The organism is Mesorhizobium sp. NPDC059054, from assembly GCF_042739215.1.
Taxonomy (GTDB): domain Bacteria; phylum Pseudomonadota; class Alphaproteobacteria; order Rhizobiales; family Rhizobiaceae; genus Mesorhizobium.
Genome location: NZ_JBHYHV010000001.1, coordinates 396812 through 422608, shown reverse-complemented (window position 1 = coordinate 422608; position 25797 = coordinate 396812). Strand labels below are relative to the sequence as shown.

27 protein-coding genes are annotated in these 25797 nt (G+C 60.9%); 15 read left to right on the top strand and 12 right to left on the bottom strand.

Annotated features, from left to right (window positions below; translation table 11 throughout):
• The first annotated feature begins 166 nt into the window (after window positions 1-166).
• The 5 genes from ACFWXH_RS02010 to ACFWXH_RS01990 all read left to right on the top strand — a co-directional run bounded on the left by ACFWXH_RS02010 (window position 167) and on the right by ACFWXH_RS01990 (window position 3316).
• Window positions 167-1030, top strand: coding sequence for a S49 family peptidase (locus tag ACFWXH_RS02010; protein WP_379117053.1), 864 nt, complete (start codon window positions 167-169; stop codon window positions 1028-1030).
• 82 nt (window positions 1031-1112) lie between these two features.
• Entirely contained in the window at window positions 1113-1298 is a 186-nt protein-coding gene (locus ACFWXH_RS02005) for a hypothetical protein (RefSeq protein WP_054309072.1), read from the top strand.
• The gene (locus ACFWXH_RS02000) at window positions 1295-2221 is read left to right on the top strand and encodes a 4-(cytidine 5'-diphospho)-2-C-methyl-D-erythritol kinase (RefSeq protein ID WP_379117052.1); all 927 of its coding nucleotides are present in this window, start codon (window positions 1295-1297) and stop codon (window positions 2219-2221) included. Before ACFWXH_RS02005 ends, ACFWXH_RS02000 begins: the two co-directional genes overlap by 4 nt.
• Entirely contained in the window at window positions 2208-2756 is a 549-nt protein-coding gene (gene moaB, locus ACFWXH_RS01995) for a molybdenum cofactor biosynthesis protein B (protein ID WP_379117050.1), read from the top strand. Before ACFWXH_RS02000 ends, moaB begins: the two co-directional genes overlap by 14 nt.
• Before the next feature lie 131 nt (window positions 2757-2887).
• Entirely contained in the window at window positions 2888-3316 is a 429-nt protein-coding gene (locus ACFWXH_RS01990; RefSeq protein ID WP_054309074.1) for a GFA family protein, read from the top strand.
• Between the two features lie 12 nt (window positions 3317-3328).
• On the opposite strand, the gene ACFWXH_RS01985 is transcribed toward ACFWXH_RS01990, so the two are convergent.
• From ACFWXH_RS01985 to ACFWXH_RS01975, 3 genes are read right to left on the bottom strand one after another with little or no spacing between them, the layout of a single operon-like run.
• The gene (locus ACFWXH_RS01985) at window positions 3329-4189 is read right to left on the bottom strand and encodes an NlpC/P60 family protein (RefSeq protein ID WP_054309075.1); all 861 of its coding nucleotides are present in this window, start codon (window positions 4187-4189) and stop codon (window positions 3329-3331) included.
• A 24-nt stretch (window positions 4190-4213) separates the two neighbouring features.
• A complete protein-coding gene (locus tag ACFWXH_RS01980; RefSeq protein WP_379117047.1) occupies window positions 4214-4564 on the bottom strand; it encodes a MarR family winged helix-turn-helix transcriptional regulator in 351 nt (116 codons plus the stop codon).
• Window positions 4565-4612: 48 nt separating this feature from the next.
• The gene (locus ACFWXH_RS01975; RefSeq protein ID WP_379117045.1) at window positions 4613-5971 is read right to left on the bottom strand and encodes a leucyl aminopeptidase family protein; all 1359 of its coding nucleotides are present in this window, start codon (window positions 5969-5971) and stop codon (window positions 4613-4615) included.
• A gap of 119 nt (window positions 5972-6090) precedes the next feature.
• Between ACFWXH_RS01975 and ACFWXH_RS01970 the strand changes: the two genes are divergently transcribed.
• Window positions 6091-6927 carry a tetratricopeptide repeat protein gene (locus ACFWXH_RS01970; protein WP_379117043.1) on the top strand — a complete coding sequence of 279 codons (837 nt, stop codon included), beginning with the start codon at window positions 6091-6093 and terminating at the stop codon, window positions 6925-6927.
• A gap of 49 nt (window positions 6928-6976) precedes the next feature.
• Here the strand turns inward: ACFWXH_RS01970 and ACFWXH_RS01965 are convergent, their stop codons facing one another.
• The 8 genes from ACFWXH_RS01965 to ACFWXH_RS01930 form a co-directional block, all read right to left on the bottom strand.
• Complete coding sequence (locus ACFWXH_RS01965) at window positions 6977-7996, bottom strand: type II secretion system F family protein (protein WP_379117041.1); 1020 nt, start codon at window positions 7994-7996, stop codon at window positions 6977-6979.
• Window positions 7997-8000: 4 nt separating this feature from the next.
• Window positions 8001-9014 carry a type II secretion system F family protein gene (locus ACFWXH_RS01960; protein WP_379117039.1) on the bottom strand — a complete coding sequence of 338 codons (1014 nt, stop codon included), beginning with the start codon at window positions 9012-9014 and terminating at the stop codon, window positions 8001-8003.
• Between the two features lie 29 nt (window positions 9015-9043).
• Window positions 9044-10537: a CpaF family protein gene (locus ACFWXH_RS01955; protein ID WP_379117036.1), complete on the bottom strand. Its 1494-nt coding sequence runs from the start codon at window positions 10535-10537 to the stop codon at window positions 9044-9046.
• A gap of 29 nt (window positions 10538-10566) precedes the next feature.
• Window positions 10567-11850, bottom strand: coding sequence for an AAA family ATPase (locus ACFWXH_RS01950; protein WP_379117034.1), 1284 nt, complete (start codon window positions 11848-11850; stop codon window positions 10567-10569).
• Between the two features lie 28 nt (window positions 11851-11878).
• Window positions 11879-12598: a CpaD family pilus assembly protein gene (locus ACFWXH_RS01945; protein WP_379117032.1), complete on the bottom strand. Its 720-nt coding sequence runs from the start codon at window positions 12596-12598 to the stop codon at window positions 11879-11881.
• Between the two features lie 12 nt (window positions 12599-12610).
• Entirely contained in the window at window positions 12611-14155 is a 1545-nt protein-coding gene (locus ACFWXH_RS01940) for a type II and III secretion system protein family protein (protein WP_379117030.1), read from the bottom strand.
• On the bottom strand, window positions 14152-14967 hold the full coding sequence (gene cpaB / locus ACFWXH_RS01935; protein WP_379117028.1) for a Flp pilus assembly protein CpaB: 816 nt from the start codon (window positions 14965-14967) through the stop codon (window positions 14152-14154). Before cpaB ends, ACFWXH_RS01940 begins: the two co-directional genes overlap by 4 nt.
• A gap of 121 nt (window positions 14968-15088) precedes the next feature.
• A complete protein-coding gene (locus ACFWXH_RS01930; protein ID WP_379118910.1) occupies window positions 15089-15607 on the bottom strand; it encodes a prepilin peptidase in 519 nt (172 codons plus the stop codon).
• Window positions 15608-15832: 225 nt separating this feature from the next.
• On the opposite strand from ACFWXH_RS01930, the gene ACFWXH_RS01925 reads away from it, so the two are divergent.
• From ACFWXH_RS01925 to ACFWXH_RS01915, 3 genes are all read left to right on the top strand, one after another.
• The gene (locus ACFWXH_RS01925; RefSeq protein ID WP_054309087.1) at window positions 15833-16252 is read left to right on the top strand and encodes a pilus assembly protein N-terminal domain-containing protein; all 420 of its coding nucleotides are present in this window, start codon (window positions 15833-15835) and stop codon (window positions 16250-16252) included.
• Window positions 16253-16392: 140 nt separating this feature from the next.
• The gene (locus ACFWXH_RS01920) at window positions 16393-16998 is read left to right on the top strand and encodes a TadE/TadG family type IV pilus assembly protein (RefSeq protein ID WP_379117026.1); all 606 of its coding nucleotides are present in this window, start codon (window positions 16393-16395) and stop codon (window positions 16996-16998) included.
• A 30-nt stretch (window positions 16999-17028) separates the two neighbouring features.
• Entirely contained in the window at window positions 17029-17643 is a 615-nt protein-coding gene (locus ACFWXH_RS01915; protein ID WP_379117024.1) for a TadE/TadG family type IV pilus assembly protein, read from the top strand.
• On the opposite strand, the gene ACFWXH_RS01910 is transcribed toward ACFWXH_RS01915, so the two are convergent.
• Entirely contained in the window at window positions 17624-18589 is a 966-nt protein-coding gene (locus ACFWXH_RS01910) for a phosphate/phosphite/phosphonate ABC transporter substrate-binding protein (protein WP_379117022.1), read from the bottom strand. The genes ACFWXH_RS01915 and ACFWXH_RS01910 overlap by 20 nt on opposite strands.
• 156 nt (window positions 18590-18745) lie before the next feature.
• On the opposite strand from ACFWXH_RS01910, the gene ACFWXH_RS01905 reads away from it, so the two are divergent.
• From ACFWXH_RS01905 to dnaN, 6 genes are all read left to right on the top strand, one after another.
• The gene (locus ACFWXH_RS01905; protein WP_379117020.1) at window positions 18746-19981 is read left to right on the top strand and encodes a phosphopentomutase; all 1236 of its coding nucleotides are present in this window, start codon (window positions 18746-18748) and stop codon (window positions 19979-19981) included.
• Window positions 19974-20864, top strand: coding sequence for a bifunctional DNA-formamidopyrimidine glycosylase/DNA-(apurinic or apyrimidinic site) lyase (mutM, locus tag ACFWXH_RS01900; RefSeq protein WP_379117018.1), 891 nt, complete (start codon window positions 19974-19976; stop codon window positions 20862-20864). The genes ACFWXH_RS01905 and mutM overlap by 8 nt, the downstream gene beginning before the upstream one ends.
• A gap of 36 nt (window positions 20865-20900) precedes the next feature.
• Window positions 20901-21674, top strand: coding sequence for an enoyl-CoA hydratase (locus tag ACFWXH_RS01895; protein ID WP_379117016.1), 774 nt, complete (start codon window positions 20901-20903; stop codon window positions 21672-21674).
• Between the two features lie 167 nt (window positions 21675-21841).
• Complete coding sequence (gene rpsT / locus ACFWXH_RS01890) at window positions 21842-22108, top strand: 30S ribosomal protein S20 (RefSeq protein WP_054309093.1); 267 nt, start codon at window positions 21842-21844, stop codon at window positions 22106-22108.
• Between the two features lie 891 nt (window positions 22109-22999).
• A complete protein-coding gene (dnaA, locus tag ACFWXH_RS01885; protein WP_200911709.1) occupies window positions 23000-24466 on the top strand; it encodes a chromosomal replication initiator protein DnaA in 1467 nt (488 codons plus the stop codon).
• 198 nt (window positions 24467-24664) lie between these two features.
• Window positions 24665-25783, top strand: a complete 1119-nt coding sequence (gene dnaN / locus ACFWXH_RS01880; RefSeq protein ID WP_054309095.1) for a DNA polymerase III subunit beta — start codon at window positions 24665-24667, stop codon at window positions 25781-25783.
• The last annotated feature ends 14 nt before the right edge of the window (window positions 25784-25797 follow it).

Genomic DNA, 25797 nt, shown 5'->3' with positions numbered 1-25797 from the left:
TCACCATTGCCGTCTTGCGGCGAATGCCTACATGCCACTAGAGCGCCGCGCGTCCTTTTGGACGCGCAAAGGACGCTCTAACACTTTGAATTTGCGTATGATCCTTTCCGAAAATCGGTTCCGATTTTCGGGGTCATGCGCTAGCTCAACCGGAGAACCACATCCCGTGCGTCGCCTTTTCAACCGCATCCTGCCGAGATCCTGGCGCTCCACCGATGTCGTCGTACCCGTTATCCGGCTGCATGGCACGATCATGGCCAGCGGCAGCCCGCTCAGGCAGAACCTTTCGCTGGCTTCCACGGTCGGCTTGATCGAAAAGGCCTTTTCCTTTCCTGGCCCCGCCGTTGCGATCTCGATCAACTCACCCGGCGGTTCCCCCGTGCAGTCGCGACTGATCCACAAGCGCATTCGTGACCTGGCCACGGAGAAAAACAAGAAGGTCTTTGTGTTCGTGGAGGACGTGGCTGCTTCCGGCGGCTACATGATCGCCGTCGCCGCTGACGAGATCATCGCCGATCCTTCCTCGATCGTCGGTTCGATCGGTGTCATTTCCGGCACATTCGGCTTCACCGACCTGATCAAGAAGATCGGCGTGGAGCGCCGTGTGCACACCGCCGGCAAAAACAAATCTTCGATGGATCCATTCCAGCCCGAAAAGAGGGAAGACGTCGAACGCCTGAAAATGCTGATGCTGGAACTGCACGAGACGTTCATCGATCTGGTCAAGGAACGGCGCGGCGCAAGGTTGAAGGATGACCCTGATCTGTTCACCGGCTTGTTCTGGACCGGCAAGAAGGGCTTGGAACTGGGTCTCGTCGACGGGCTCGGTGACATGCGCAGTACGCTCAGGGAGCGTTTCGGCCCGAAGACGCAACTCAAGCTCGTCACCCAGTCACGCGGGCTGTTCAGCCGTTTCGGCCTGTTCGGCTCATCCGGCGGCTTCACCGCTCCAGCTTTGGCCGCCGCCGGTGTCGATGCGCTTTTCGATGCGGCGGAAGAACGCGCTCTGTGGAGCCGTTTCGGTCTTTGAAAAGCCACGAGAACGGTCTACGATGATGACTTGCCCGACCCGAACGTCTGCCACCGAGGACCATTGAGGGAGGAGTTTCGATATGCCACAGATCATCTTCTTCATCGTCATCGGCGTCGTCGCTTATGTTGGATACCGCTCCTTCATCAAGGAGGCTGAACGCGTGACCGCCAAGGTGCGGCGCACCGAGCAGCAACGCGCCAACGGTACGATGGGGACGCTGGTGAAAGACCCCAAGACCGGCGAATACCGGCTGGCCAAGGATTGAGCTCCACGGCACTCGACCCCGAATCTGCCGACCATGCCGTGGACGCCCGCCTGGCGCCCGCGAAGGTCAATCTCGCCCTTCATGTCACCGGCTTGCGAGCCGACGGCTTTCACACGATCGAAAGTCTCGCTGTGTTCACCCGCTTTGGGGATCGTATCGAAGCACAAAGGGCGGATGAGGATCGTTTCATCGTCTCGGGCCGTTTTGCCGGGCTCGTGCCGACCGACGAAACCAACCTGATCCTCAAGGCACGCGACGCGTTGCGCCGCCACGCCGACCCGAAGAATGCACCAGCGGTAGCGATTTCGCTCGAAAAGAACCTGCCCGTAGCTTCCGGTATCGGCGGCGGATCAAGCGATGCTGCGGCGGCATTGCGCGCTCTTGCCTCGATCTGGAAGCTCGACATCGATGAGATGGAATTGGCGCAGATCGGCTTCTCACTCGGCGCCGATCTGCCAATGTGCCTCAAGGCACAACCGCTCCTTGCCCATGGTGCGGGCGAGACGATTTCGACCGTAGCCAAATTCCCGGCGCTCGGACTGGTCATGGTCAATCCAGGCGTTACGGTCGCTACCGCCGATGTGTTCCGATCGCTTGCCCGCCGCGAGAACGAGGTTCTGCCACCGCTGCCGGACGTCATCGACTTCCACAGCCTGCTGGGTTGGCTTGAGGCGACACGCAACGACCTCGAGCCCGCTGCCGAGACGATTTCGCCGCTGATCGGCAAAGCCCGGGCCGCGCTGCTGCGCGCAGATGCGGCCTTCGCCCGCATGTCGGGTTCGGGCGCCACCTGTTTCGGCCTGTTCGAGACAGGCAACGTCGCCAAGCGCGCAGCGGCCAGCATCCGCGCGCGGCATCCGGACTGGTTCGTCGCCGCAACGCGGTCGATGGCATCGGAGGTTCACGAAGTTGAATACGCCTGAGACGAGCCGCTCCTTCATTCCCATCCGCATCGCGGTGCTGACCGTATCGGACACACGCAAGCTGGCGGACGACAAGTCCGGCCAGACACTGGCCGACCGCATCGAGGCAGCGGGGCATGTCCTGGCCGCCCGTGACATCGTCACCGACGACAAGGACAAGATCCGCGACAAGGTCCTCGCCTGGTCGAAGGACGAAGATGTCGACGTCGTCATCACCACGGGCGGCACCGGCTTCACCGGACGCGACGTTACACCGGAAGCGCTGGAGCCGATTTTCGAGAAACGCATGGACGGCTTCTCGGAGGTGTTCCACCGTATCTCCTACGACAAAATCGGCACATCCACGATCCAGAGCCGCGCTACCGGCGGTGTCGTCAACGCCACCTTCGTCTTCGTGCTGCCGGGCTCGCCCGGCGCATGCAAGGATGCCTGGGACGGCATCCTGAAAGCCCAACTCGACTATCGGCACATGCCCTGCAATTTCGTGGAGATCATGCCCAGGCTGGATGAGCATCTGCGGCGGAGCGGTAAATAGGCCTCGGCGGCCGTTGCAGATTCGTACCTTCGTTTCACAGTCACTTGTGACGTTTGGCCTCTGGATCGACATTCCTAAACAGGGATCAAACGACTATTCTGCCTGCTTCTCCACGTGGATGGGAGGCAGCGATGATCACGCATGAAGGTGGCTGCCATTGCGGCAATGTCCGACTGACGTTCACGACCACCACAGCGCCGGATGAAACCGAACTCCGGGCCTGTCAGTGTTCGTTCTGCCGCAAGCACAATTCGCTCGCGGCCTCCGATCCCAACGGCTTGCTGACCATCTCCGTTGGGAATGAGACCCTGCTCTCACGCTATGCTTTCGGGATGAGGACAGCCGAATATCTGGTCTGCCGCGATTGCGGCGTCTATGTCGCGGCCGTCACCACCGATAGCGCCGAGCAGCGGGCGATCATCATCGTCAACGCGCTGGACGAGCGCAAGCAGTTCACGCGAGAGCCGCTACCCACAGTCTATGATGCCGAAACCCGCGACGAGCGCATAGCCAGGCGCCAGAGCCGTTGGATGCCGGTAAACTGGGCCGACATACTCTAATCTCTTGGGACGTTATGGTCGCCGAAAGGCGGTAGGGCCGCCATAGAGATAGCCGATGCGGGCAATCGCATCCTTCAATCCCTCTCGCGCCACCGTCATGGTGTGACCATTGGCATGGATCATCGTTTCGGGATCGGTCATGATCGCGACATGACCTTTCCAGAATACGAGGTCACCGCGCTTCAAGCCGGAATGGTCCGGGCCGATCTCGAGAAGCTCACCCAACGACGAAACCTGCATGTCGGTGTCGCGAAGCGCGTCGCGCCCGGCCATGCGCATCGAAAGCTGCACGAGGCCGGAACAGTCGATGCCGAATCCGGAAGCACCGCCCCACAGATAAGGCGTGCCCAGGAAAGTCTCGGCGACCGAGACATAATCCGGCGCATGCTCGCCAACCGGTCGCAGATGGCCAGCGATAACAGCCTCGCCCGAGGTCAGCACGGCATAGTGTGTGCCGCGGGTCTCAGCGGCGCTCGTGACCGTTACGGTCGAGCCCATCGACAACTGCCCGCTGCGTGGAAAGCGCAGGTCCGGCCCCGGATAAACAAAGGTGCGCGGCACCGAGACGATATGGGTGGGCGGCGTGGCTCGTGCGCCCAGCTCCCCAGCCAGAACATAGCCGACATAGCCATCGCGCTCGCCCTGTATCCAGGCCCAGCCATCAACCTCGTCGAACACCAGAACATCGTCGCCGGACAGGAATTGCGTATCGATTCCGGAATCGGCGCGCGGCGCGCGGCGCAGATCGACGACCGACGCCGCGATCCGCGCCGGCCTGCCGGTAACGAAGCGCTCGGCGGTCACTTCACCTTTCAGGCGGATATCGGCAAGGTCGGTGCGGAAAGCATGCAAGCGGGCATCGTGGGCAGTCAAAGCGGCAACTCGGCTCTTTGGAAATCAGAGTGGCAAATCATGGGCTTTGGCGATGATATCATCGCCAAGCCGCTCGACATAGAGCGCACCTTCCACGGTGCGTTTGACCAGGACGTTGCGCTTGTCGAGTGCGTCGCGGTGACGCGAGACAAGCTTGAGTGCCCCCATCGTGTCCAACGCACGCGTGATGACCGGCTTGGTGACGTCAAGCCGGGTGGCCAGGCCGCGTACCGTGTGCGGCGGCGGGTCGAGATACACGGTGAGCAGGATCGCCAGTTGTCGCGCCGTGAGATCGGGGGCATCGCCGCGCACCTGCGAGAGCATGACTTGCTGCCACAGTCGCAGGGCCTGGCTGGGACGCAGAGCGATCGACATCCGTCCAACATGACGGAAAATCGTTTCGCGTCCGTTTCAGCCGCCTCCTCAGCCAAAGCGACCGATGATTACTTGTTCCAAGGCGCGAATGGCCTGCGCCTCGCCGCCGGCCGGACCATATGGACGCTCGGCTGGATTCCAGGCGAAGATGTCGAAATGCGCCCAGCCCGTGGTCTTCTCGACAAAGCGTTTGAGAAACAGAGCCGCCGTGATCGAGCCGGCGAAACTATCGGCGGTGACATTGTTCATATCGGCGATCTTGGACGACAGCTTGGCATCGTACGGCTTCCAAAGCGGCATGCGCCATAGCGGATCCTCCACCGCAACCGCAGCGGCTGAAAGCTCTGCCGCGAGCGTTTCGTCATCAGTATAGAAAGGCGGCAGGTCCGGCCCCAGCGCAACGCGCGCAGCACCCGTCAGCGTCGCCATGTCCACCAGCAGCTGCGGCTGCTCATCGTCCGCCAGCGCCAGCGCATCGGCCAGCACCAGGCGGCCTTCGGCGTCGGTGTTGCCGATCTCGACAGTGATGCCCTTGCGGCTGGTCAACACGTCACCCGGACGGAAGGCGTTGGCCGAGATGGAGTTCTCGACCGCCGGGATCAGAACACGCAACCTGACCTTCAGGTTGGCGGCCATGATCATCGAGGCGAGACCCAACACATTGGCGGCGCCCCCCATGTCCTTCTTCATCAGAAGCATCGAGGCCGACGGCTTGATGTCGAGTCCGCCGGTGTCGAAGCACACGCCCTTGCCGACCAGCGTCACTTTCGGGGCGCCTTTCGGCCCCCAGGTAAGGTCGATGAGGCGCGGCGCCTCCGCCGAGGCGCGACCCACGGCATGGATCATCGGGAAATTCTTCTTGATGAGGTCGTCGCCCTTGGTGACCGAAATATCTGCCTTATGCCGCTTTGCCAGCACGCGGACGGCCTTTTCCAGTGCCTCCGGCCCCATATCACTGGTCGGCGTGTTGACGAGATCGCGAACCAGAAAGACGCCTTCGGCGACGCGGCCGATGCGATCCGCGTCCGCGCCGGCCGGCAACGCGAAACGCAACGCCTTGCCTGGCTTCTTGCCGTAACGCGTGAAGACATAGCCTCCAAGCACCAGGCCCAGGGCGGAAAGTTCCGGATTCGCGGGCGTTTGCGCGAAGTGCCAATCGCCAGCCGGCAGCGCCTTTGCCAGCGAGCCGGTCTGCAGGGCGCCCTCGCCTGAGCCGAACAGCGCGCCACCGATTTCGCCATCCTTTCCGGGCAGCACGAGGGTGCGCCCCGCTTCACCCGAGAACCCGTTGGCCCTGGCCCAGGCGAACGCCTCGGGCGGTAGTTGGGCAGCGTCCAGCCCTTCCTTGCGCACGAGGTGCACAGGCAGCGCCTTGCGGGATTTCTTTGCGACGAGTTCGACCGGCATTTGCTAGCTCCGAAGGCGCCTCGACTCGGCGCTCTTAACCATCCGTTAGGGTTAACAGAATATTTCTCGGCTAGGGAAGACGGCCGGCGCACGGCCCCCGGAAGAATGGAGCCCGCCCCATGCCCATCACCCTCCCCGCCCGCAAGACAGGCAAGCGGTCGATGACAGCCGCGTTGCTGGTCATGCTCGCGGCGAGCGTCGCCGGCTGCGGCACCACCGACCGCATGTCGACCGGCTCGATCGGGCGAGGCACCGGCAAGCCGTTGGAACTGATGTCCTCCGGCGAACTGCGCGATGCGACCGGGCGGCTCGGCCAATCCTACGCGCGCAATCCCAATGACAAGAACATCGCGCTGAAATATGCCATTGTGCTGCAAATGAATGGCGATGCCGACCAGTCGCTGGCGGTGATGCGCAAACTGGCCATCGCCTATCCGAAGGACCGCGACGTGCTCGCCGCCTATGGCAAGGCGCTCGCCGCCAACGGCCAGCTCGAGCCGGCGCTCGATGCCGTGCGGCGCGCGCAGACGCCGGAATATCCGGACTGGAAACTGGTCTCCGCCGAGGGTGCTATCCTCGACCAGCTCGGTCAACGCGACGAAGCCCGACAACTCTACCGCAAGGCACAGGACCTGAAACCGAACGAGCCGACGATCCTGTCCAATCTCGGTATGTCCTATCTGCTCGAAGGCGACCTGCGCACGGCGGAAACCTATCTGCGTTCGGCCACCTCACAGCCAAATGCCGACAGCCGCGTAAGACAGAACCTGGCACTGGCGGTGGGCCTGCAAGGCCGTTTCGACGAGGCGGAAAAGATCGCCTCGCAGGAATTGTCACCCGAACAGGCACAAGCCAACGTCGCCTATCTGCGCCAGATGCTCTCCCAGCAGAATGCCTGGAGCCAATTGAAGGCACAGGACAAGGGCAAGAAGCAGACCGCGACCGCAGTCAACTGACCGCGTCGCGAGCCCGGACTCGTTTCGAGAAATCGCTTCCCGAACGCGGCTACTGCCGTTCGGTCGACTGCTGCTTGTCGCCGAAGATACCACGCTCGCTGACGGTAATGCCGGCTGGGCCGAGGATGATGGCGAAAAGTACCGGCAGGAAGAAGAGGATCATCGGAACGGTCAGCTTCGGCGGCAGGGCAGCCGCCCTCTTCTCCGCCTCATTCATACGCATGTCGCGGCTTTCCGAGGCCAGCACGCGCAGCGCCTGGGCGACAGGCGTGCCGTAGCGCTCGGCCTGGATAAGAGCCTGGGAAACCGATTTCACCGAATCGAGCCCGGTACGGCCGGCGAGGTTCTCGTATGCCTGGCGACGTTCCTGCAGATAGGAGAGCTCAGCGTTGGTGAGCACGAACTCCTCGGCCAGTTCCGCTGATTGCGAACCGATCTCGTCCGAAACCTTGTGCATCGCTGCTTCGACAGACATGCCGGATTCCACGCAGATCAGCATCAGGTCGAGCGCGTCGGGCCAGGCTTTCTGAATGGATTGCTTGCGCTTGGTGGCGCGATTGGAAACATAAAGGACCGGAATATAGAACCCGACATAGGCACCAACGACGCAAACGAACAACTTCACGACGAAAGGCTGCTCTCCGAGGCTACCGAGCACGAAAACGTAGAAGCCTGCTAGCACCAAACCGGCGAAGGGCAGGACAAGACGGAAGAACAGAAACTTGGTCAGTGGGTTCTGCCCACGGAAGCCCGCCATCTTGAGTTTCTGCAGCGTGCTCTCGTCGGCCAATGCACGCTTCAGGTCCAATCGCTCGACGATGTTGCGCATGCCGATCGACTGTTCTTCACGCAGTCCCTTTCGGCGTCGATCAGCTTCCGCAGCCAGCCGGGCGCGCTGCTTGGCGCGCAGTTCCTCGCGCTCCAACGCCACCGATTTCATTCGCGCCTTGAGAGGGTCGCGGGCGAAGGCCGGCAGAAGCGTGAATACGGTGGCAAAGACGGCGATCGCCACAAGGATGGCGATCAGGAATGCCGGATCTGTAAGTGTCTTTATGGTTTGTCCGGTCATCGTCTTACACCTCGATGTTCATCATCCGCCGCATCACAAGGATGCCAAACGACATCCAGACAGCGGAGACGCCCAGCACCAAATGACCCGTGCTGGTCGTGAACAGTGGCATCAGATAGTTCGGGCTGGTGAGATAGACGAGGAAGGCGACGATGAAAGGCAATGCGCCGATGATTGCTGCAGAAGCCTTGGCCTCCATCGACAATGCCTGGACCTTGGCTTTCATCTTCTTGCGATCACGCAAAACCCGCGACAGGTTGCCGAGTGCTTCGGAGAGGTTGCCGCCAGCCTGCGCCTGAATCTGAATGACAATTCCGAAGAAACCCGCTTCCGCGCAAGGCATGGTCTCGGGCATACGCGAGGCAGCATCCGGGATCGACAGGCCCATCTGCTGCGCGTCTACGATGCGACGGAACTCGCTCTTCACAGGTTCGGCCGCTTCATTGGCGATCAGGCGAATGCCGTCGTTGAGCGGCAGGCCGGATTTTACGGCGCGCACGATGACATCCAGCGCATTGGGAAATTCGTTGAGGAAGGCTTTGACACGGCGTGCGCGACGAAACGAGATAAACCAGCGCGGCAGGCCAAGGCCACCGACCAGCACCGCGGCAGGCACCGCAAAGAGCGGTGCGCCGGCGACAAAAACCAACAGGCCAAGCACGACACCACAGATCGCCGAATACACATAGAAGCGTTCCATCGTCATGGTGAGCCCCGCCTGGCGGATCTGTATCCGCAGAGGGGGACTCTTGATCGTACGCGTGGTTGTCTTCTGCTTCTCGTCGAGATCCTTCAGCGTGTCCTGCAGGGATTTGCGGCGCCTGGCAGCCTCGTTCATCTTATCGCGGGCAGCTTTTACGACCGCGCGGTCGCTCTCCGCCGCCTTGATGACCTCCAGGCGCTTGCCAACCTGTTTCTCGGCACTCATGCGGTTGAACATCAAGGCATAGGCGATCGCGCCGGCACTTGTGCCAGCCAGAAGGATGAAGATCAGAACGGTGCTGTCGATACCGAACATCGGCAAGTTTCCTCGCGCTTCTGGGATCCTTACTCGGCCCGCTTCTCCATTGCCTCGAGCGCGGCCGCCAGGCGCTGTTCCTCACCGTAATAGCGCGCCCGATCCCAGAAATGCGGGCGGCCGATACCGGTCGACACATGCTCGCCGATGAGCCTGCCGTTCATGTCTTCGCCCTTGATGTTGTAGAGGACGAGATCCTGCGTGATGATCACGTCTCCCTCCATGCCGATCACTTCGGTGATGTGGGTGATGCGACGCGAACCGTCGCGCAAGCGTGCCGCCTGGATGATGACATCCACAGAACCAACGATGATTTCGCGCACCGTCTTCTGCGGCAACGTGTAGCCGCCCATCGCAACCATGGATTCCATGCGGTTCAGACATTCGCGAGGGCTGTTGGAGTGGATCGTGCCCATCGATCCGTCGTGGCCGGTATTCATGGCCTGCAGCAGGTCAAAGACTTCCGGCCCGCGCACCTCGCCCACGATGATGCGGTCTGGCCGCATGCGCAGGCAGTTCCTGACCAGATCGCGCATGGTCACTTCGCCCTCCCCTTCGAGGTTGGGCGGGCGGGACTCCAGCCGCACCACATGCGGTTGCTGGAGCTGGAGCTCGGCAGAATCCTCGCAGGTGATGACCCGCTCTTCGCGGTCGACATAGTTGGTCAGGCAGTTGAGCAGCGTCGTCTTGCCTGAACCGGTCGAACCGGAAATGACGACATTGCACCGAACGCGGCCGATGATCTTGAGGACCTCCGCACCCTCCGGCGAAATCGCGCCGAAACGGACGAGCTGGTCGAGGGTGAGTTTGTCTTTCTTGAATTTGCGGATCGTCAGCGCGGTGCCGTCGATCGCGAGCGGCGGCGCGATGACGTTGACGCGCGAGCCGTCCGGCAGGCGGGCGTCGCAGATCGGCGAGGATTCATCGACACGGCGACCGACCTGAGAGACGATGCGCTGACAGATGTTCAGGAGCTGCTGGTTGTCGCGAAAACGGATGCCGGTCGTCTCCACCCGTCCGTTGACTTCGATGTAGACGTTGCGGGAACCGTTCACCATGATATCGGCGATGTCGTCACGCGCCAGCAGCGGCTCGAGTGGACCGTAGCCCAGGACGTCGTTGCAGATATCCTCGAGCAGATCCTCCTGCTCGGCAATCGACATCGCGAAATTCTTGATTGCGATAATGTCGTTGACGATATCGCGGATTTCCTCGCGCGCGCTTTCGGGGTCGAGCTTGGCCAGTTGCGACAAATCGATCGTATCGATAAGTGCCGAGAAAACCTGGCTTTTGGTGTCGTAATAGCTCTCGCTGCGCTCACGCGGTGCCCGTTTGGCTTCCGCCGCGATGGATGGGGCCTCTATCGTTCGGCGTGCAGGAGCGGCTGCCGATATCGGTGTCTGCTGCGGCGCGATCGGCGCGGATGGACGGGGCGCTACCGCAACCTCCGCGGGTGCGGGCGCGAGCTGCCGGAATTCCGGCGTGGCCCGGCTGCCGTCGTCACTGCCTCTCTTACCAAACATGATCCGCTACCCATTCCGCCCCAAGGCGGTTACTTCTTGTTACGTCTGAGCTTGCCAAGAATGCTGCCGAGGCTCGCTTTTTTCTTCGTCTTGAGTTCGCTGCGGCCCGTCAGCACGTGAGCGATCTCCTTGATCGTGGCGACGACCGGATTCTTGGCATCCATTTCGCCCAGCATACGGCCGTTGTTGGCAGCATTGCCGAACAACAACGGCTCGAAAGGAATGACCGCCATCGGTGTGATGCCGAGCGGCTCGGCGAAGTCGTTGGCCGAGATTTCGGGGCGCTTGGGAACACCAGCCTGATTGAGGATCAGCTTTGGGGCCGGGTCGTTCGGCCTCAGCCGTTTCAGCATGTCCACCATATTCTTGGCGTTGCGCAGGTTGGCCAGCTCCGGCGTCGCGGTGATGACGATCTCATCGGCCTTGATCAGCGTGTTCTTGCTCCAGCCACTCCAGATATGGGGCACATCCAGGACCAGAAGCGGCGCGGTGCGCTGCGCGGTGTCGATGATCTGGCTGAAAGCTTCGGGCTCGAAATCGTAGACGCGGTCCAGGGTCGAAGGCGCCGCCAGGAGGGAGAGGTGTTCGGCGCATTGCGCAAGCAGACGATCGAGATAGACCTCATCGATACGCTCGGGCGAAAACACCGCTTCGGCGATGCCTTGAGCGGGATCCTGATCGAAGTTGATGTTTGCCGTACCGAAGGCAAGATCCAGATCGGCCACGACGACTTCCGATTTGAACAGCGACGACACGGCCCAGGCCACATTGTGGGCGATCGTGGAAGAGCCGACGCCGCCTTTGGCGCCGACAAAGGCGACGGAACGGCCGATCGGCTCCGCTTCCGGATCAATGAAGATCGAGGCGATGACGGCAACGACATCGGCCATCGAGACAGGAGCGACGACATATTCCGAAATGCCGGAACGGATCAGTTCCCGATAGAGGCCGACATCGTTGTAGTGGCCGATCACGACCACCTTCGACGATGGATCGCAGTATTCCGCGAGCTGGCCGAGTTGCTCGAGCATTTCCTTGGGCTCGGCACGCGTTTCCAGAATGATCAGATTGGGGGTTGGCGCCGAATGATAGAAGTCGATCGCCGTCGAAATGCCGCCCATATGGACTTTCAGATGGGCCTTTGCCATGCGCCGGTCCTGGCCCGCGCGTTCGATCGGATTGGCCACCCCGTCCGTCTCGCAGAAAGCCTGCACGGAGATCCGCGGAACAGGCCGCAACGACTGCATGGCGGAGATGTCCTGATACGAGACGTCACCGTCTTCCGCCAATGGATCGTAGGCGAGATTGGTCATGTTCTTTGCCCTCCGCGATCCTCGACCATCAGTAGTTGACTTCGGTGCGCGGCGCCGGCGTGTAGAACGGCGCCTTGCGATATCCGTCGATAACCACTCCGCGCCGCGTCGCATCGACCGGTGTCTGCTGCCGCGGTCCGAGGAGATCGGTCGGATTGGCGATCTGGGCAGCGAGGTTGTTCTGATAGGAACAGCCGAAATTGGTGTAGTGTTTGTTTTCGGCCGTATCTGCGATATCTGCCGACCAGCGGCCGCATTTGTCGGTATGCGCCCGCATCGCCGAATAGGTCACGCGCACGGGTGCCGCGACATCGGCAGCGCCGGCGTCATAAGAAATGAAGGCGATGCGGTCGCGGCGGACACCGTTGGCGGTGGCGACCTTGGCGAAACCGCGCGCGGCCGACTGCGCCGCGATCTCGTTGGCCGAGCCGGACGGCACCGAAATGGTCAGCACGGATGCGGCGTTGCGATCGTAACCGTCAAGGAACCCGAGCAATGACTGGCTTTGCGCACGGGTCATGCCACGGTCACTGGCGCCGACAGGGATATCCAGCGTCTTGTCCTGCTGCGAGATCATGATCGGGTGGTTGGTGCGATAGTCGTCGGGGATCGCGCCCACCGTAACACTGTCGCGGTTGGCGCAGCCGCTGAGCAATGCCGCCGCGACCAGCAAGGCCGGCATCGCCAACCTCGTTACACTGCTTCGAAGCGCCGGTTGCGGGGCCTCGATGATAGCCGAGTGAGACATAACGTTCCCCGCTTATTTGTAGATGAAACCGACGACGCCATGATAGCGGCCGGCGGGTTTGTCGGTCTGCATGGTGCCGTAGACACGGTTGACGCGACCAAGGAACATGCCAGCGCCATCGCTGGCGGCGTTGAAATTGTCATCAGGTTTGGCGAGGTCGTTGCGCGCGACCGGCCGAGCCAAATAAGGCGTAATGAGGATGACCAGCTCGGTCTCGTTGCGGACGAAATCCCGGCTGCGGAACAAAGCGCCGAGCACCGGGATTTTTGAAAGACCCGGCAGACCGTTGACCGCCTGGCGGATGTCGTCACGCACAAGGCCAGCGATCATCATCGAACCACCGGATGGCAGTTCGACGGTGGTATCGGCTAACCGCTTACGGATGGAAAGCAGATTGGCGCCTGGATAGTTCAGCCCCGTCGAAAGACCGACTGAACCTTCCGTCGTCGGTTCAGAAACAGAAGTCCTGACTTTCAGGCTGATACGGCCGGGGGAAAGCACGACGGGCTGAAACTCGAGGCCTATTCCGTATTCGAGTTTGTCGATCGTGTACTTAATGTTATCCCTCTTTCCTTTTGCTCGCTCCTCATTGTCGACAGCAGTGACATCCTGGCCTGTGACGAGATTGAACTCGCCACCAACCCTGAATGTTGCCTTTTCGCCCGAAACTGCGGTCAGGGTCGGCTCAGCCAGCGTTTTCATGACGCCCGCCTGTTCCATCGCATTGATGTAGGCCTGCAGCGATGACGATCCGATTGCGAGACTGGATTGGCTGAGGGGTTTGCCAAGACCTGAAAGGGGGTCGCCGATCGCGCTCCAGCTGATGCCATTGGAGCCGCCGCTGCCCACCATATTGACGCCGAGCTGCTTCATGACCGTTCGGCTCACCTCGGCGACCGTCACTTTCAGCGTCACCTGATCATCGCCGATGATTTGGATGAGATTGACGATCTGGCTCTTCTGGCGGGTCTGATCGGGATTATCGATATCCACCCCACCGTCGCGAGAACCGCCCACTGCGGTTTGCGAATATTGGCCTGTCGTCGCCTCACCGCCCGTCACAAAGATGGTGGCCAAATCGACCGCGCGCTTGGCGTCGAGCGGTGTGTCGACGGTGCCCGTCAGGACGACGTTGTCGTTGAGCAGTTCCACCTTGACGTCGGAATTCGGAATGAACCGCTTGAGGTAATCCTCGAGACCGGCGACGTCGCGTTCGACAGCCAGATCGAGGCTGACGATCTGCTCGCCATTCGGACCGAAGACGAAGATGTTGGTCTCGCCGACCGCCTTGCCGAACAGATAGATGCGGCGGGACGTTCGCGTCACGGCATCGGCCACTGCCGGATTGGCCACGAGGATATCGTAAGCGTCGTTGGGCAAGTCGATGACGATCGATTTGTTGAGGCCAAGCTTGACACGCTGGCCGGCGACCGTGTTGCCGACGCGTGCCTTGCTGCCGGCAGCCTGCACATCAATCGGGCCCATCGCTTCGGCGCCGACAAGCATGAGGCCGGCGGCGAGGATGGCGGCAAACCGGGATTTGGCGTTCACCCTCATTTCCTTGCTCCCACTTCGGAAACTTCCCCGGATTTGATGAGACGCACCGTGCCGCGCCGTCCGTTACCCGAGACGAGGTAGTCGGCTTCACCCGCCGCCTTCTCCTGAGTGTCCTTGATCGAGCGCAGCGCAAGCGTCAGCCGGTCCGCCATCTGTTGCGCCACGGTGATGATCTCGGCCTGTTGCGGCGTCAACTCCAACGTAGCCGTCTGGCCGACACGGGTCTTCTTGCCTTCTTCGTCTTCCTGGATGGTCTGGTCGATTGCCAGGACCCGGATGTTCTTCAGGATGGTTTCGGTGGTGAAGCCGCCACCCCCGCCATTCGCCGGATCGGCCTTTCGCGTCATGATCACGTCGACATAGTCGTTCGGCAGAATGAAGCCGCCCGCGGATGTATCGGCGGCAATCGCCGTTGCAACCGCCCGCGTGCCGGGAGGCAGGATTGACGACATGAAACTCTGTCCCTCGCCGATCAGCTTGGAACGACGAACGGGCTCGCCGGTATACATGGCAACGCGAGCGACGGAACTCTTGAGCTTATCGACGGCCTCGGGATCGGCGGCGCGGGTGATGAAATTGGGATTCACCCCGTCAGCGGGCCATGCTTCCCACTTGATGCTGGTTTCCAGCGGGCTTCCCATTGAAACATCGGCGCTGAGAACCAACACGTCTTCCAGCGCGATCGCCGGCTGCTGGGGACCAGCCTCGACGATCTGAGGCGCCGGCGGAACCGCCATGTTCTTGGCGACATAGCCAGCACCGCCCGCAGCGGCAACAGCCACGCTCAAAATAATCAACCGGGATGCCGGCATCGCCCCATACCACCCTGACAAACCACCTAGCCAAGTCGGACTGTGCGTCGGAAATCGTCAAATTATGGTTAATGGAGTTCTAATTTATTGGTTTGGTGGAAGAGCTCCAAGCGCCGATAAATTAAGCCGAAAGCCTTTCCAGTGCCCACATTGCAAGCGGCGATTCCGGGAATGCGATCAATCCGCCCAAACCCAACGCGATACCGTAGGGCACACCGACTTTTTCGTCAGCGAAATGGCGCAGGAACGCATTCTGACCCGTTATCGCTGCCAAGGGCGATTTCCGATAGGCGAGAATGGCGATCGTCAGTATGCCGCCAAGGATGGATGCAATCACCAGATACTGCAGGAGGGTAAAATTAAGCCCCATCCAGACTGACGTGGCAGCGAGCAGCTTGGCGTCGCCACCACCCATTCCACCGAGCGCAAAGAGCGCGAAGGTCACGCTTAAAACGAGAAGGCCGGCCACGAGATGCAGACCAAAGGCTGCCCAATCCATGCCGGTCAGCGGCGCGACGGCCACAAAGGTCACCACCAGCAGGGCCGAGACGCGATTGGCGATCGTCATCGACAATATGTCCGAGATCGCAGCGAACAGCATGCAAAAAGGAAAGACGACAAAGATCAGCGCTATGAGCATGGCCTGACGCACAAAGTAACTTCGACGCGGCAATACCTACTTCAACTGCGTTAAGGATCGATGAGCCAGATCCGGAAAATGCAGCCTTCTATGAGAATGGAGCCAGTTCGGCTTGTCTGCGGGCTAGTGCTCTACCGCAACTGGGTGGCGCTGGAAGGCACTTAACCCTTGGTTCACCAATCTCGTTCATCTTCTTTTTGACTTTTTGCCGTGCCGGAGACCGAGATGTCCGTGTCGAAACCGCTGATCGTGGCCGCGGCATTTGCCGCCGCGATCTTTGCCTTGCCCAGCAAGGCCGAGGTTGGCATCGAGGTTACCATGAACCAGGCCAGGATCGTGAAGCTCCCGCGTGCGGCTGATACGGTTGTCATCGGCAATTCTGCCATCGCCGACGCTGCCGTACAGGATGCCTCGACGATCGTGCTCACCGGCAAGGGTTTCGGTGTCACCAACATCGTGGCGCTCGACAATCAGGGCAGCCCTATCCTCGACGAGCAGGTTACAGTCGTTCGACAGGCTGTCAGTTCCGTGCGCATCTACCGGCGCTCGCAAGTGCAGACCATGTCGTGCACTCCCTATTGCGAGAGCGCGACGAAGACCGACGCCGAGAAGGTTTCCGAGTCGGAAATGAACGCCGGTCAATAGACATCTCGGACGGCGTCCGGTGTCCAGGCTGGTTAAGCGCAGGTAAAGACTTCATCCGTTACTTTAAGGATCAATAAAACGAGCCCTCAACGGGTTTCGTCTAGGCTTCCAGCGGGTTCGGCTTAGGGGTTCCAGGCGTCATGGGGCAGGCAGGCAAACGCGGCAGCGAGAAGCGCGCGGCGCGACGTCGTGGGTTTTTGGGCCGTTTCGCACGCGACCGGCGTGGCAGCACAGCGATCGAGTTCGCGGCTCTCGCCATTCCTTTCGCATTGCTCGTGTTCGCGATCCTGGAAAGCTGCCTTTCCTTCGCCGGCCAGGAGGTGCTGACAAACGCGACGGACGACATCGCACGCCAGTTGCGTACCGGCCAACTAAAGGTTGTCACCGTCGATTCCCTGAAGCAGAAAATCTGCCACGAACTCGAAATCCTGATGGCGAACGAGTGCACAGACCGTCTCAAGGTCGACCTGCGCAAGTATGATTCTTACGTCGAGGCCGCCGGTTACAGCTACAAGATCGCCAACGGTGAGATCGTGCTGATGAAGGGCACTTCGGAAGACCAGAAACAGTTTGTCGCCGAGCCCGGCGGGGAGGAGACGATCAACATGTTGCGCGTCTTCTACAAATGGCCGGTCATCACCGACTTCTTGGCAAAATCCATGGCCGGCCTGGACTTCAAGGGCAACCGCAATTCCACGCTGCATTTCGCCACCAACACTTGGTTCAACGAACCTTACGGCAGTTGATCGGGCACTGCGACCCGCAAAGGAAAAGAGATGCTGCCTCAGGCACTGAAACGACTCGGAACGCTGCGACTGAAAGCGGCCCGCTTCTGCAAGGATCGACGTGGCGTCGCGGCCGTCGAATTTGCATTTTTGGCCCCCATCTTGCTGATGATGTATTTCCTGACCATGGAGGCGTCGCAGGCAATCGAGACCAACAAGAAGGTCAGTCGTCTCGGCAGCATGGTTGCCGATCTTGTCGCGCAAAATCCCGGAAGCATCGACAAAGCCGCCATCCAAAGCATTATGGATATTGGGCAAACTACGCTGCTGCCATACGCCCGATCAAAGCCTACGATCACAGTCACTGGCCTGCGAGTGGAATCCTCGGCACCGGAAGCTACGGTTGTTTGGTCGCGCAAACTGAACAACGGCACTTTCGGCCCCGGCCTCGCCAAAGACGACAAACTCCCGATACCACCAGCACTGGCCATTGAAGGCACATTCCTGGTCAAAGTGGACAGCAATCTGACCTACGAACCACTGATCGTCTGGGTAGCGGGCGGCGAGCAACTGGGCCTGCTCAATACATTCAAAACCATCAACATGGGCGAAACCTATTTGCTGCGTCCGCGCACGGTCTCGCAGCTCACCTGCTCGGACTGCTAGGGCCTGGACCATCATTCCCGGCCCGCACGGGATCCTGCAAGCTGGCGCGCATGATCCGTGTCGCCGCCTCATAATTCTGATGCGTCACAGCCACGAAACCGCCTGCATGCCCAGGCTCAAGCAGGTCGTATGTTTCGGGCGTCTGGCCCTTGAGATTGACCAGAAAGACACGGAGCCTCCTCTTGGCTTCCGGATCGAGACTTTTCAGCACCGCATGGGGACCGTAGCGCAGCAGATTGGATCTCCAGATCACCTGCAGCGAGCTTTCCGGCACGCCAGTTTCTTTCAGTCTTGCGATCGTACCGCCGGTCTCGCTGTCATCAGCGCGAGACGTCGCCCAACCGAATACGGCATCGGCTTTTTCCTCCGCCAGCATCGCTTCCGCAGCCGAGACGGATGACGCGCGTTCGAGAAATGGGCTGGCTTGCGAAAGGGAAACCTGGTTCGGCGTGAGGTCCGCTAGCGGCAGCAGCCAGCCCGCAACACTTTCCGCAGGACCGACCGCAATACGATGCGCGGTCATGGCTTGCAGCGATGGCACCTTCCCGTCCCGCGTAATCAGGATCGAACGGATGCCGACAGCGCCGTCGCCATCCGTCGGCGCGACGAGAGGCTCCACACAACCGCAACGTTCGAATGCAGTCGTATAGGCGAGCGCGGAATAGATCGCATATTCGACACGGCCGGCAGCCTGTGCCTCGATCAGTGTCGCGTAGTCCGGCGCCACCAGGAACTCGACCTTCATGCCGAGCGCCATGGAATAAGCCCTGGTCAAGGCTGAGAGGCCGGGCACCGTGTTTCCGGCGCCTGGTTCGGCGATCATGCCGATGCGGAATGTGCCGATGTCGTCGCGCCAATCGGCGCGCGCGGACGAGATGGCGGTCGCCAGAACCACCGTGACGACCGCCGTCTTCCAAAGGCTCAAGACGCAAGAATAACGGGACATCGACGTGGAACCGATCATCTTCCAAAGTTTCGACCGGCTTCGCTTGGAAGCCGTTGTCGGCTATTGTCGACGCAAGCCGTTGCCGTTTGGTTTCCGAATTGCCAACGCCGTTGTGCAATCCTATGTCTTGGCCGACAAACAAACCGACAGGCTCGAATGGCGCGCGCTTTCATCTTCGTTCTGGATTCCTTCGGCATCGGCGGTGCTGCCGACGCCGAGAAATACGGCGATGCCGGTGCCGATACTTTCGGCCATATCGCCGAGGCCTGCGCCAAAGGCAAAGCTGACCGCGAAGGCTTGCGCAGCGGCCCCCTCGCTGTGCCCAACATGGCTGCACTCGGCCTTGGTCGCGCCGCCAGGACGGCTACCGGCTTCACCTTCCCAGAAGCGGCTGCCAACGAAGGCGCTTTCCATGGCGCAGCGCAGGAAGTTTCCAGCGGCAAGGACACACCGTCCGGCCATTGGGAGATCGCCGCACTGCCCGTCCGTTTCGACTGGGGCTACTTTCCAGACACCATACCCACCTTCCCCGCCTCGCTGACCGAAGCGATGATCCGTGAAGGCAAGGTGCCGGGCATCCTGGCCAACCGGCACGCATCGGGTACCGGCGTGATCGAAGAGTTTGGCGAGGAACACATCCGCACCGGCATGCCGATCTGCTACACGTCCGTGGATTCCGTGCTGCAGATCGCCGCGCATGAGGAGCATTTCGGGCTCGAACGACTTTATGAATTCTGCAAGATCGTGCGGCGACTGGTCGATCCGCTGAATATCGGGCGCGTCATAGCCCGCCCGTTTGTCGGCGAAACGGCAGCCACGTTCAGCCGTACGCCCAACCGTCGCGACTTTTCCGTACCCCCACCCGAACCCACGCTTCTCGACCGGCTGACGGAACGCGGCAGCCAGGTCCTCGCCGTGGGCAAGATCGGCGATATCTTTGCCCATCGCGGCATTTCGGAAGTGCGCAAGGCCGCCGGTAACATGGCGATGTTCGACAAGGCACTTACCGCTATCGACGATGCCGGCGACGGCGATTTCGTGTTCGCCAATTTCGTCGACTTCGATACCGAATTCGGCCATCGCCGCGACGTGGCAGGCTATGCTGGAGCACTTGAAGCCTTCGACAAACGCATTCCTGAAGCCTTGGCCAAGCTGCAGCCCGGCGACCTTTTCATCCTGACCGCCGACCACGGCAACGATCCGACCTGGCGGGGCACGGACCACACGCGGGAGCGTATACCTGTGATCGGCATTGCTCCCGGCCTCAAGGGTGGCGACATCGGGCTCAGGCCAACTTTTGCCGACATAGGCGAGACGGTGGCTGAACATCTCGGCCTGGCGCCCGGCCGCCATGGCACATCCTTCCTGGCCGAGCTTGGTGGCCATGCCTGAGCTGCCCGAGGTCGAAACCGTCCGGCGCGGACTGCAGCCGGTCATGGAAGGCGCCCGTATCACGGCTGTGGAAGCGCGCCGCCCGGATCTGCGCTTTCCATTTCCCGAGCGTTTCGTTGAACGACTGCAAGGCAGGCGTATCACCGCGCTCGGCCGACGCGCCAAATACCTCACCGTGCATGTCGAGGACGGTCCGGTGCTGATCTGCCATCTCGGCATGTCCGGCTCTTTCCGTATCGAACAGCCAGACGGCGCCGAGACCCCCGGCGACTTTCACCACGAACGCTCGAAGGCCGCTGCACACGACCATGTCGTGTTCCATCTCGAGCCGGCCGCCGGCGGCGAGGCTCGTGTCGTTTTCAATGATCCACGCCGCTTCGGCTTCATGCTGTTCGGCGAAGGTGCCGCCAGCGAGCACCCCATGCTCAAAGACCTCGGTATCGAGCCAACCGGCAATGCACTGGACGGTCCCCTGCTTGCTTCCTTGTTCGAAGGCCGCAAAACGCCGCTTAAAGCAGCGCTGCTCGATCAAAGGCTGATCGCGGGCCTCGGCAATATCTATGTCTCGGAAGCGTTGTGGCGTGCCAGCCTGTTGCCGACGCGCGCCGCCGGCACGATTGCCGGCACCAGCAGGAAAGCGAAGGAGCGGAGCGCGAAGCTGGCCGAGGCGGTGCGCTCGGTCATCGCGGACGCAATTGCCGCCGGCGGCTCCTCGCTGAAAGACTATGTACAGACCGACGGTTCACTGGGCTATTTCCAGCATTCCTTCGCGGTCTATGACCGCGAAGGCGAGCCGTGTTCCAAGCCGGGCTGTGGCGGCCATATCGAACGGATCGTACAAAGCGGCCGCTCCACCTTCTATTGCCGCTCCTGCCAGGAGTAGGTTAGACGGGTCTCACCGCAATGAGGAGACCGAGCCATGGCCTATGAAACCATCATCGCCGAAACCCGCGGCAAGGTCGGGCTGATCACACTGAACCGGCCGAAGGCACTGAATGCGCTGAATTCGCAGGTGCTCGCCGATATCCTCGACGCGGTGAAGGTCTTCGAAACCGATACCAATATCGGCGCCATGGTCATCACCGGGTCCGAAAAAGCTTTCGCCGCCGGTGCGGACATCAAGGAGATGCAGACCAAGACCTATGTCGAGGCCTTCATGCAGGACTTTTTCGTCGGCTGGGAGGAACTCACGCGCGCCCGCAAGCCGATCATCGCGGCGGTGGCCGGCTACGCACTGGGTGGCGGCTGCGAGCTTGCCATGATGTGCGATTTCATCATCGCCGCCGACAACGCCAAGTTCGGCCAGCCGGAAATCACGCTCGGCGTCATGCCCGGCATGGGCGGATCGCAGCGGCTGACGCGTTTCGTTGGCAAGTCCAAGGCCATGGACATGGTGCTGACGGGGCGCATGATGGACGCTGCGGAAGCAGAGCGCTGCGGCCTCGTCTCGCGCATCGTTCCGGCGGCTGAACTCGTCGACGAGGCATTGAAGGCTGCAGCCAGGATCGCCGATTTCTCCCTGCCTGCCGTGATGATGGCCAAGGAAGCGGTGAACCGCTCCTACGAGACGACGCTGGCCGAAGGTCTGCGATTCGAAAGGCGTGTTTTCCACTCGATGTTCGCACTCGATGACCAAAAGGAAGGTATGGCCGCGTTCGCCGAGAAGCGAAAGGCCAATTTCACCAACCGCTGAAGCCGCAAATGCATGGAAAATGCGTAACGGCGGCGTTGACGCGCAGGAAAAGCTGAACTATAAGCCGCCACGACTGAGGCGGCCCCATGGCTGCCCATTTATTTTTTGCGCCCTGCAGTATACCGCAAGCGCTCACCATAGAGATACATAGATAAAAGAGAGGCAGTATGGCCAATACCTCGTCGGCCAAGAAGGCTACGCGCAAGATCGCCCGCCGTGCGGCGATCAACAAGAACCGCCGTTCGCGCGTGCGCACTTATGTGCGCAAGATGGAAGAAGCGCTGGCCGCTGGCGACAAGGTTGCTGCCGAGGCCGCTTTCAAGGACGCTCAGCCGGAATTGATGCGCGCCGCCACCAAGGGCGTGCTGCACAAGAACACGGCCTCCCGGAAGGTTTCGCGCCTTGCTCAGCGCTTGAAGACGCTGTCGGCCTAAGCCTCACCAGGCGTCACGAAATTCTGAGAACCCGGCGCTCGTGCGTCGGGTTTTTTCGTTTGCCGGCAATGACTTGAAATGAACGTTCGATAACTGCCGCAACGGCAGTTATCGAACATGACGGGAACTTTTGCCGGCATCTTTGTTCCGGATACGCCATTTTTACCGCAGCCTCATTCCGCTCGGCATAAATAATCATTTAACTTCAGTGTGTTAGCGAAGATCCGGGCGGGATTTTCCACAGCTTGTCCACATCGTCAGCCGGGCTTCAGGAAGAACTCAATGTCAAGCGATTTTTTAAAAATTATTTCGCGCCAGCTACCCTTTTTCATATTCGCCGGAAAAGGGTTTGAATCACAAGAACTTTGCCTAGGGAGGCACGCGTAAGGGCGCTGAAATGCCCCTCGATGGTAACCAGATTCGTTAAAAATCCGTTAGACGCGGCCTTGCCCTTTCCACAGCGATTTCTGTAATGTCTGGTCATCGAGAGGGGCGGGCCGTTAGGCTCTCGACCTAGCCCAAAAACAGGCAAAATCTGCAACGCGGGAGCAATTCCGCGAACGGCTAGGTCTGTCCTTTCGATGCGTAGTGGGGACCGGGGTTAACAGGGCATGGCAGGTCGGACGTAGCTGGCATTCAGCCAGATGGGTTCGTTTGTCTTGTCGTCTCGGATTGCATTGCTGGGGGCTGTTTGCCCCTCTCCTGCGCTAGACCGCGTTTCCGGCCAGCGGCGGCTGGAACCGTGGGAGGTATAGATGCCGGGAGAAGGCTGCGAAGATCGGCCCGCCGGTGCAAGTCAGACAAGGAACGAGGATCTAAATGATACACGGTGGCACAAACAGGGAGCTCGGCGGCTTTCCTTTTTCCGGGGACATCGTCGGAGAAGGCGCCATGGCTGCAGGTAACGAGGCAGAGCAACGTTTCGAGCGCATCAGGGCACAGTTGAAGGCGCGCCTCGGCAGCGAGGTCTATTCGAGCTGGTTCGGCCGCATGAAGCTTGTGGAGCTTTCCAAGGGCGTCGCCCGCATGTCGGTGCCGACTGCTTTCCTGCGCTCCTGGATCAACGGCCACTATCTCGACGTCATCACGGAGCTGTGGAAGCAGGAGGAAGCCGGTATCCTCAAGGTCGAGGTGGTGGTGCGCAGTGCCACGCGCCACACTGCCCCGGAACTGGAAACCGCCCCGCTGCGCAAGGTCGCCAAACAAGCGCAGACCACGCTGTCTTCCGGCACCACATTGGGCGCCGGCAAGCAGGAACGTGCCCCGCTGGCTCGCGGCGCGGCTGCCGAGCCGGACTTCCGCCAGAACGTGCTCGGCTCCCCGCTAGACCCTCGCTACACTTTCGGCTCGTTTGTCGAAGGCCCGTCGAACCGCGTGGCTTTCGCCGCGGCACGTGCCGTTGCCGAATCCGCTTCGAGCGCCGTGCGCTTCAACCCACTGTTCCTCCATGCCACCGTGGGGTTGGGTAAAACACATCTTCTGCAAGCGATCGCAGCGGAATCGCTGCGCCACAATCCCAAGTCGCGCGTCGTTTATCTGACCGCCGAATATTTCATGTGGCGTTTCGCCACCGCTATCCGCGACAACAATGCGCTCACCCTCAAGGAGCAACTGCGCGATATCGACCTGTTGATCATCGACGACATGCAATTCCTGCAGGGCAAATCGATCCAGCACGAATTCTGCCACCTCATCAACATGCTGCTCGACAGCGCCAAACAGGTGGTTGTTGCCGCTGACCGGCCGCCGTCTGAGCTGGAATCGCTGGAGCCGCGCGTTCGCTCGCGCCTCAATGGCGGGGTCGCGCTCGAAATGGCCGCGCCCGACTACACCATGCGGCTCGCCATGTTGAAGCAGCGTCTGGCTACCGCCAAGCAGGACGATACCTCGCTCAACATCGCCGACGAGATCCTCGACCATGTCGCCCGCACCGTGACAGGCTCCGGCCGTGAGCTGGAGGGCGCCTTCAACCAGTTGCTTTTCCGGCAGTCGTTCGAGCCTCAGATCACCATCGACCGCATCGACGAGATCCTCGGCCATATCTACCGCACAGGCGAGCCCAAACGCGTGCGCATCGAGGACATCCAGCGCATCGTGGCGCGTCACTACAATGTCTCGAAGACGGAACTCCTGTCGAACCGGCGCACCCGCACCATCGTCAAGCCGCGGCAAGTGGCGATGTATCTCTCCAAGGTGCTCACTCCACGCTCGCTGCCGGAAATCGGCCGCAGGTTCGGCGGCCGCGACCACACCACGGTTCTCCACGCTGTCCGCAAGATCGAGGACTTGTCGGGTGCCGACAACACGCTGGCGCAGGAGCTCGAACTGCTCCGCCGGCTGATCAACGACCAGGCTTGACGAGCCGGGCGGCAACGAAGCCGCCCCGCATCCGCCGTTATCCCCGACAAAGCCCGCGGAACCGCTCGCTGCCGGTTCCGCGGGCTTGCGTTCAGGGGGTTTTTCCTGTCAGCTTGGCCAGAATCTGAATGTGTTCAGACCTTTCGCGGGCACCGTGTCGCGGAACCTCGAAAGTCTTTCAAGCGAGCCTTCATCGTCATGCGTGTTATTCTCGAACGGTCCAATCTCCTGAAATCCCTCAACCACGTTCATCGCGTGGTCGAGCGCCGCAACACCATCCCGATCCTGTCCAATGTGCTGTTGATGGCAGAAGGCGGCAGCCTGGAAATGAAGGCGACCGACCTTGATCTGGAGGTGACCGAAGCGGCCTCCGCCAAGGTGGAACAGTCAGGCGCCACCACCGTGCCGGCGCATCTGCTCTACGACATCGTGCGCAAGCTTCCTGACGGTGCCGAAGTGATGCTGAAGACGGATGAGGACGGCAACGCCATGACCGTCATCTCCGGCCGCTCCTCCTTCCGGCTGCAGTGCCTGCCGCAGGCCGACTTCCCGGAACTGTCGGCCGGATCCTTCTCGCACATCTTCCGGCTGGATTCGACCGCACTCAAGCGCCTGATCGACAAGACCCAGTTCGCGATCTCGACTGAAGAGACCCGCTACTATCTGAACGGTATCTTCCTGCACACACACGAGGTGGGTGGCAAGTTGAAGCTGCGTTCGGTGGCGACCGACGGTCATCGTCTTGCGCGTGCAGAGATGGATGCGCCCGCGGGTTCGGAAGGCATGCCAGGCATCATCATCCCGCGAAAGACCGTCAGCGAATTGCAGAAGCTGGTCGACGATCCGGATGTGGCGGTAACGACCGAGCTTTCCGACACCAAGATACGTCTCACCATCGGCAGCGTGGTCCTCACCTCCAAGCTGATCGACGGCACCTTCCCCGACTATCAGCGCGTCATTCCGACCGGCAACGACAAGAAGCTCGTCATCGACCGGCAGAGTTTCGCAGCCGCCGTCGACCGTGTTTCCACCATCTCGTCCGAGCGCGGGCGCGCGGTAAAACTCACGATCTCGGACGGCCAGGTGACGCTGGCGGTCAACAATCCCGATTCCGGCAGTGCCACTGAAGAACTGGCAGCAGACTACACTGCCGATCCAATCGAGATCGGCTTCAACGCGCGCTATCTGCTCGATGTTGCGGCACAACTCAGCGGCGGTGAAGCCAAGTTCATGCTGGCGGATGCCGGTTCTCCAACCTTGATCCACGACACCAGCGACGAGAACGCGCTCTACGTGCTGATGCCGATGCGCGTGTAGCCGCGCGCATTGCC

Excerpts from the sequence above, each read along its gene's own strand:
- dnaA (WP_200911709.1), top strand. The coding sequence starts at position 23,000 with ATGGCTGCAGGTAACGAGGCAGAGCAACGTTTCGAGCGCATCAGGGCA.
- ACFWXH_RS01960 (WP_379117039.1), bottom strand. The coding sequence starts at position 9,014 with ATGTTCGGTATCGACAGCACCGTTCTGATCTTCATCCTTCTGGCTGGC.
- ACFWXH_RS01945 (WP_379117032.1), bottom strand. The coding sequence starts at position 12,598 with ATGTCTCACTCGGCTATCATCGAGGCCCCGCAACCGGCGCTTCGAAGC.
- ACFWXH_RS01955 (WP_379117036.1), bottom strand. The coding sequence starts at position 10,537 with ATGTTTGGTAAGAGAGGCAGTGACGACGGCAGCCGGGCCACGCCGGAA.
- ACFWXH_RS01965 (WP_379117041.1), bottom strand. The coding sequence starts at position 7,996 with ATGACCGGACAAACCATAAAGACACTTACAGATCCGGCATTCCTGATC.
- rpsT (WP_054309093.1), top strand. The coding sequence starts at position 21,842 with ATGGCCAATACCTCGTCGGCCAAGAAGGCTACGCGCAAGATCGCCCGC.
- ACFWXH_RS01975 (WP_379117045.1), bottom strand. The coding sequence starts at position 5,971 with ATGCCGGTCGAACTCGTCGCAAAGAAATCCCGCAAGGCGCTGCCTGTG.
- ACFWXH_RS01940 (WP_379117030.1), bottom strand. The coding sequence starts at position 14,155 with ATGAGGGTGAACGCCAAATCCCGGTTTGCCGCCATCCTCGCCGCCGGC.
- mutM (WP_379117018.1), top strand. The coding sequence starts at position 19,974 with ATGCCTGAGCTGCCCGAGGTCGAAACCGTCCGGCGCGGACTGCAGCCG.
- ACFWXH_RS01930 (WP_379118910.1), bottom strand. The coding sequence starts at position 15,607 with ATGCTCATAGCGCTGATCTTTGTCGTCTTTCCTTTTTGCATGCTGTTC.
- ACFWXH_RS01915 (WP_379117024.1), top strand. The coding sequence starts at position 17,029 with ATGCTGCCTCAGGCACTGAAACGACTCGGAACGCTGCGACTGAAAGCG.
- ACFWXH_RS01910 (WP_379117022.1), bottom strand. The coding sequence starts at position 18,589 with ATGTCCCGTTATTCTTGCGTCTTGAGCCTTTGGAAGACGGCGGTCGTC.
- ACFWXH_RS01970 (WP_379117043.1), top strand. The coding sequence starts at position 6,091 with ATGCCCATCACCCTCCCCGCCCGCAAGACAGGCAAGCGGTCGATGACA.
- ACFWXH_RS01895 (WP_379117016.1), top strand. The coding sequence starts at position 20,901 with ATGGCCTATGAAACCATCATCGCCGAAACCCGCGGCAAGGTCGGGCTG.
- ACFWXH_RS01980 (WP_379117047.1), bottom strand. The coding sequence starts at position 4,564 with ATGTCGATCGCTCTGCGTCCCAGCCAGGCCCTGCGACTGTGGCAGCAA.
- dnaN (WP_054309095.1), top strand. The coding sequence starts at position 24,665 with ATGCGTGTTATTCTCGAACGGTCCAATCTCCTGAAATCCCTCAACCAC.
- ACFWXH_RS01905 (WP_379117020.1), top strand. The coding sequence starts at position 18,746 with ATGGCGCGCGCTTTCATCTTCGTTCTGGATTCCTTCGGCATCGGCGGT.
- ACFWXH_RS01950 (WP_379117034.1), bottom strand. The coding sequence starts at position 11,850 with ATGACCAATCTCGCCTACGATCCATTGGCGGAAGACGGTGACGTCTCG.
- ACFWXH_RS01990 (WP_054309074.1), top strand. The coding sequence starts at position 2,888 with ATGATCACGCATGAAGGTGGCTGCCATTGCGGCAATGTCCGACTGACG.
- ACFWXH_RS01925 (WP_054309087.1), top strand. The coding sequence starts at position 15,833 with ATGTCCGTGTCGAAACCGCTGATCGTGGCCGCGGCATTTGCCGCCGCG.
- cpaB (WP_379117028.1), bottom strand. The coding sequence starts at position 14,967 with ATGCCGGCATCCCGGTTGATTATTTTGAGCGTGGCTGTTGCCGCTGCG.
- ACFWXH_RS02005 (WP_054309072.1), top strand. The coding sequence starts at position 1,113 with ATGCCACAGATCATCTTCTTCATCGTCATCGGCGTCGTCGCTTATGTT.
- ACFWXH_RS01920 (WP_379117026.1), top strand. The coding sequence starts at position 16,393 with ATGGGGCAGGCAGGCAAACGCGGCAGCGAGAAGCGCGCGGCGCGACGT.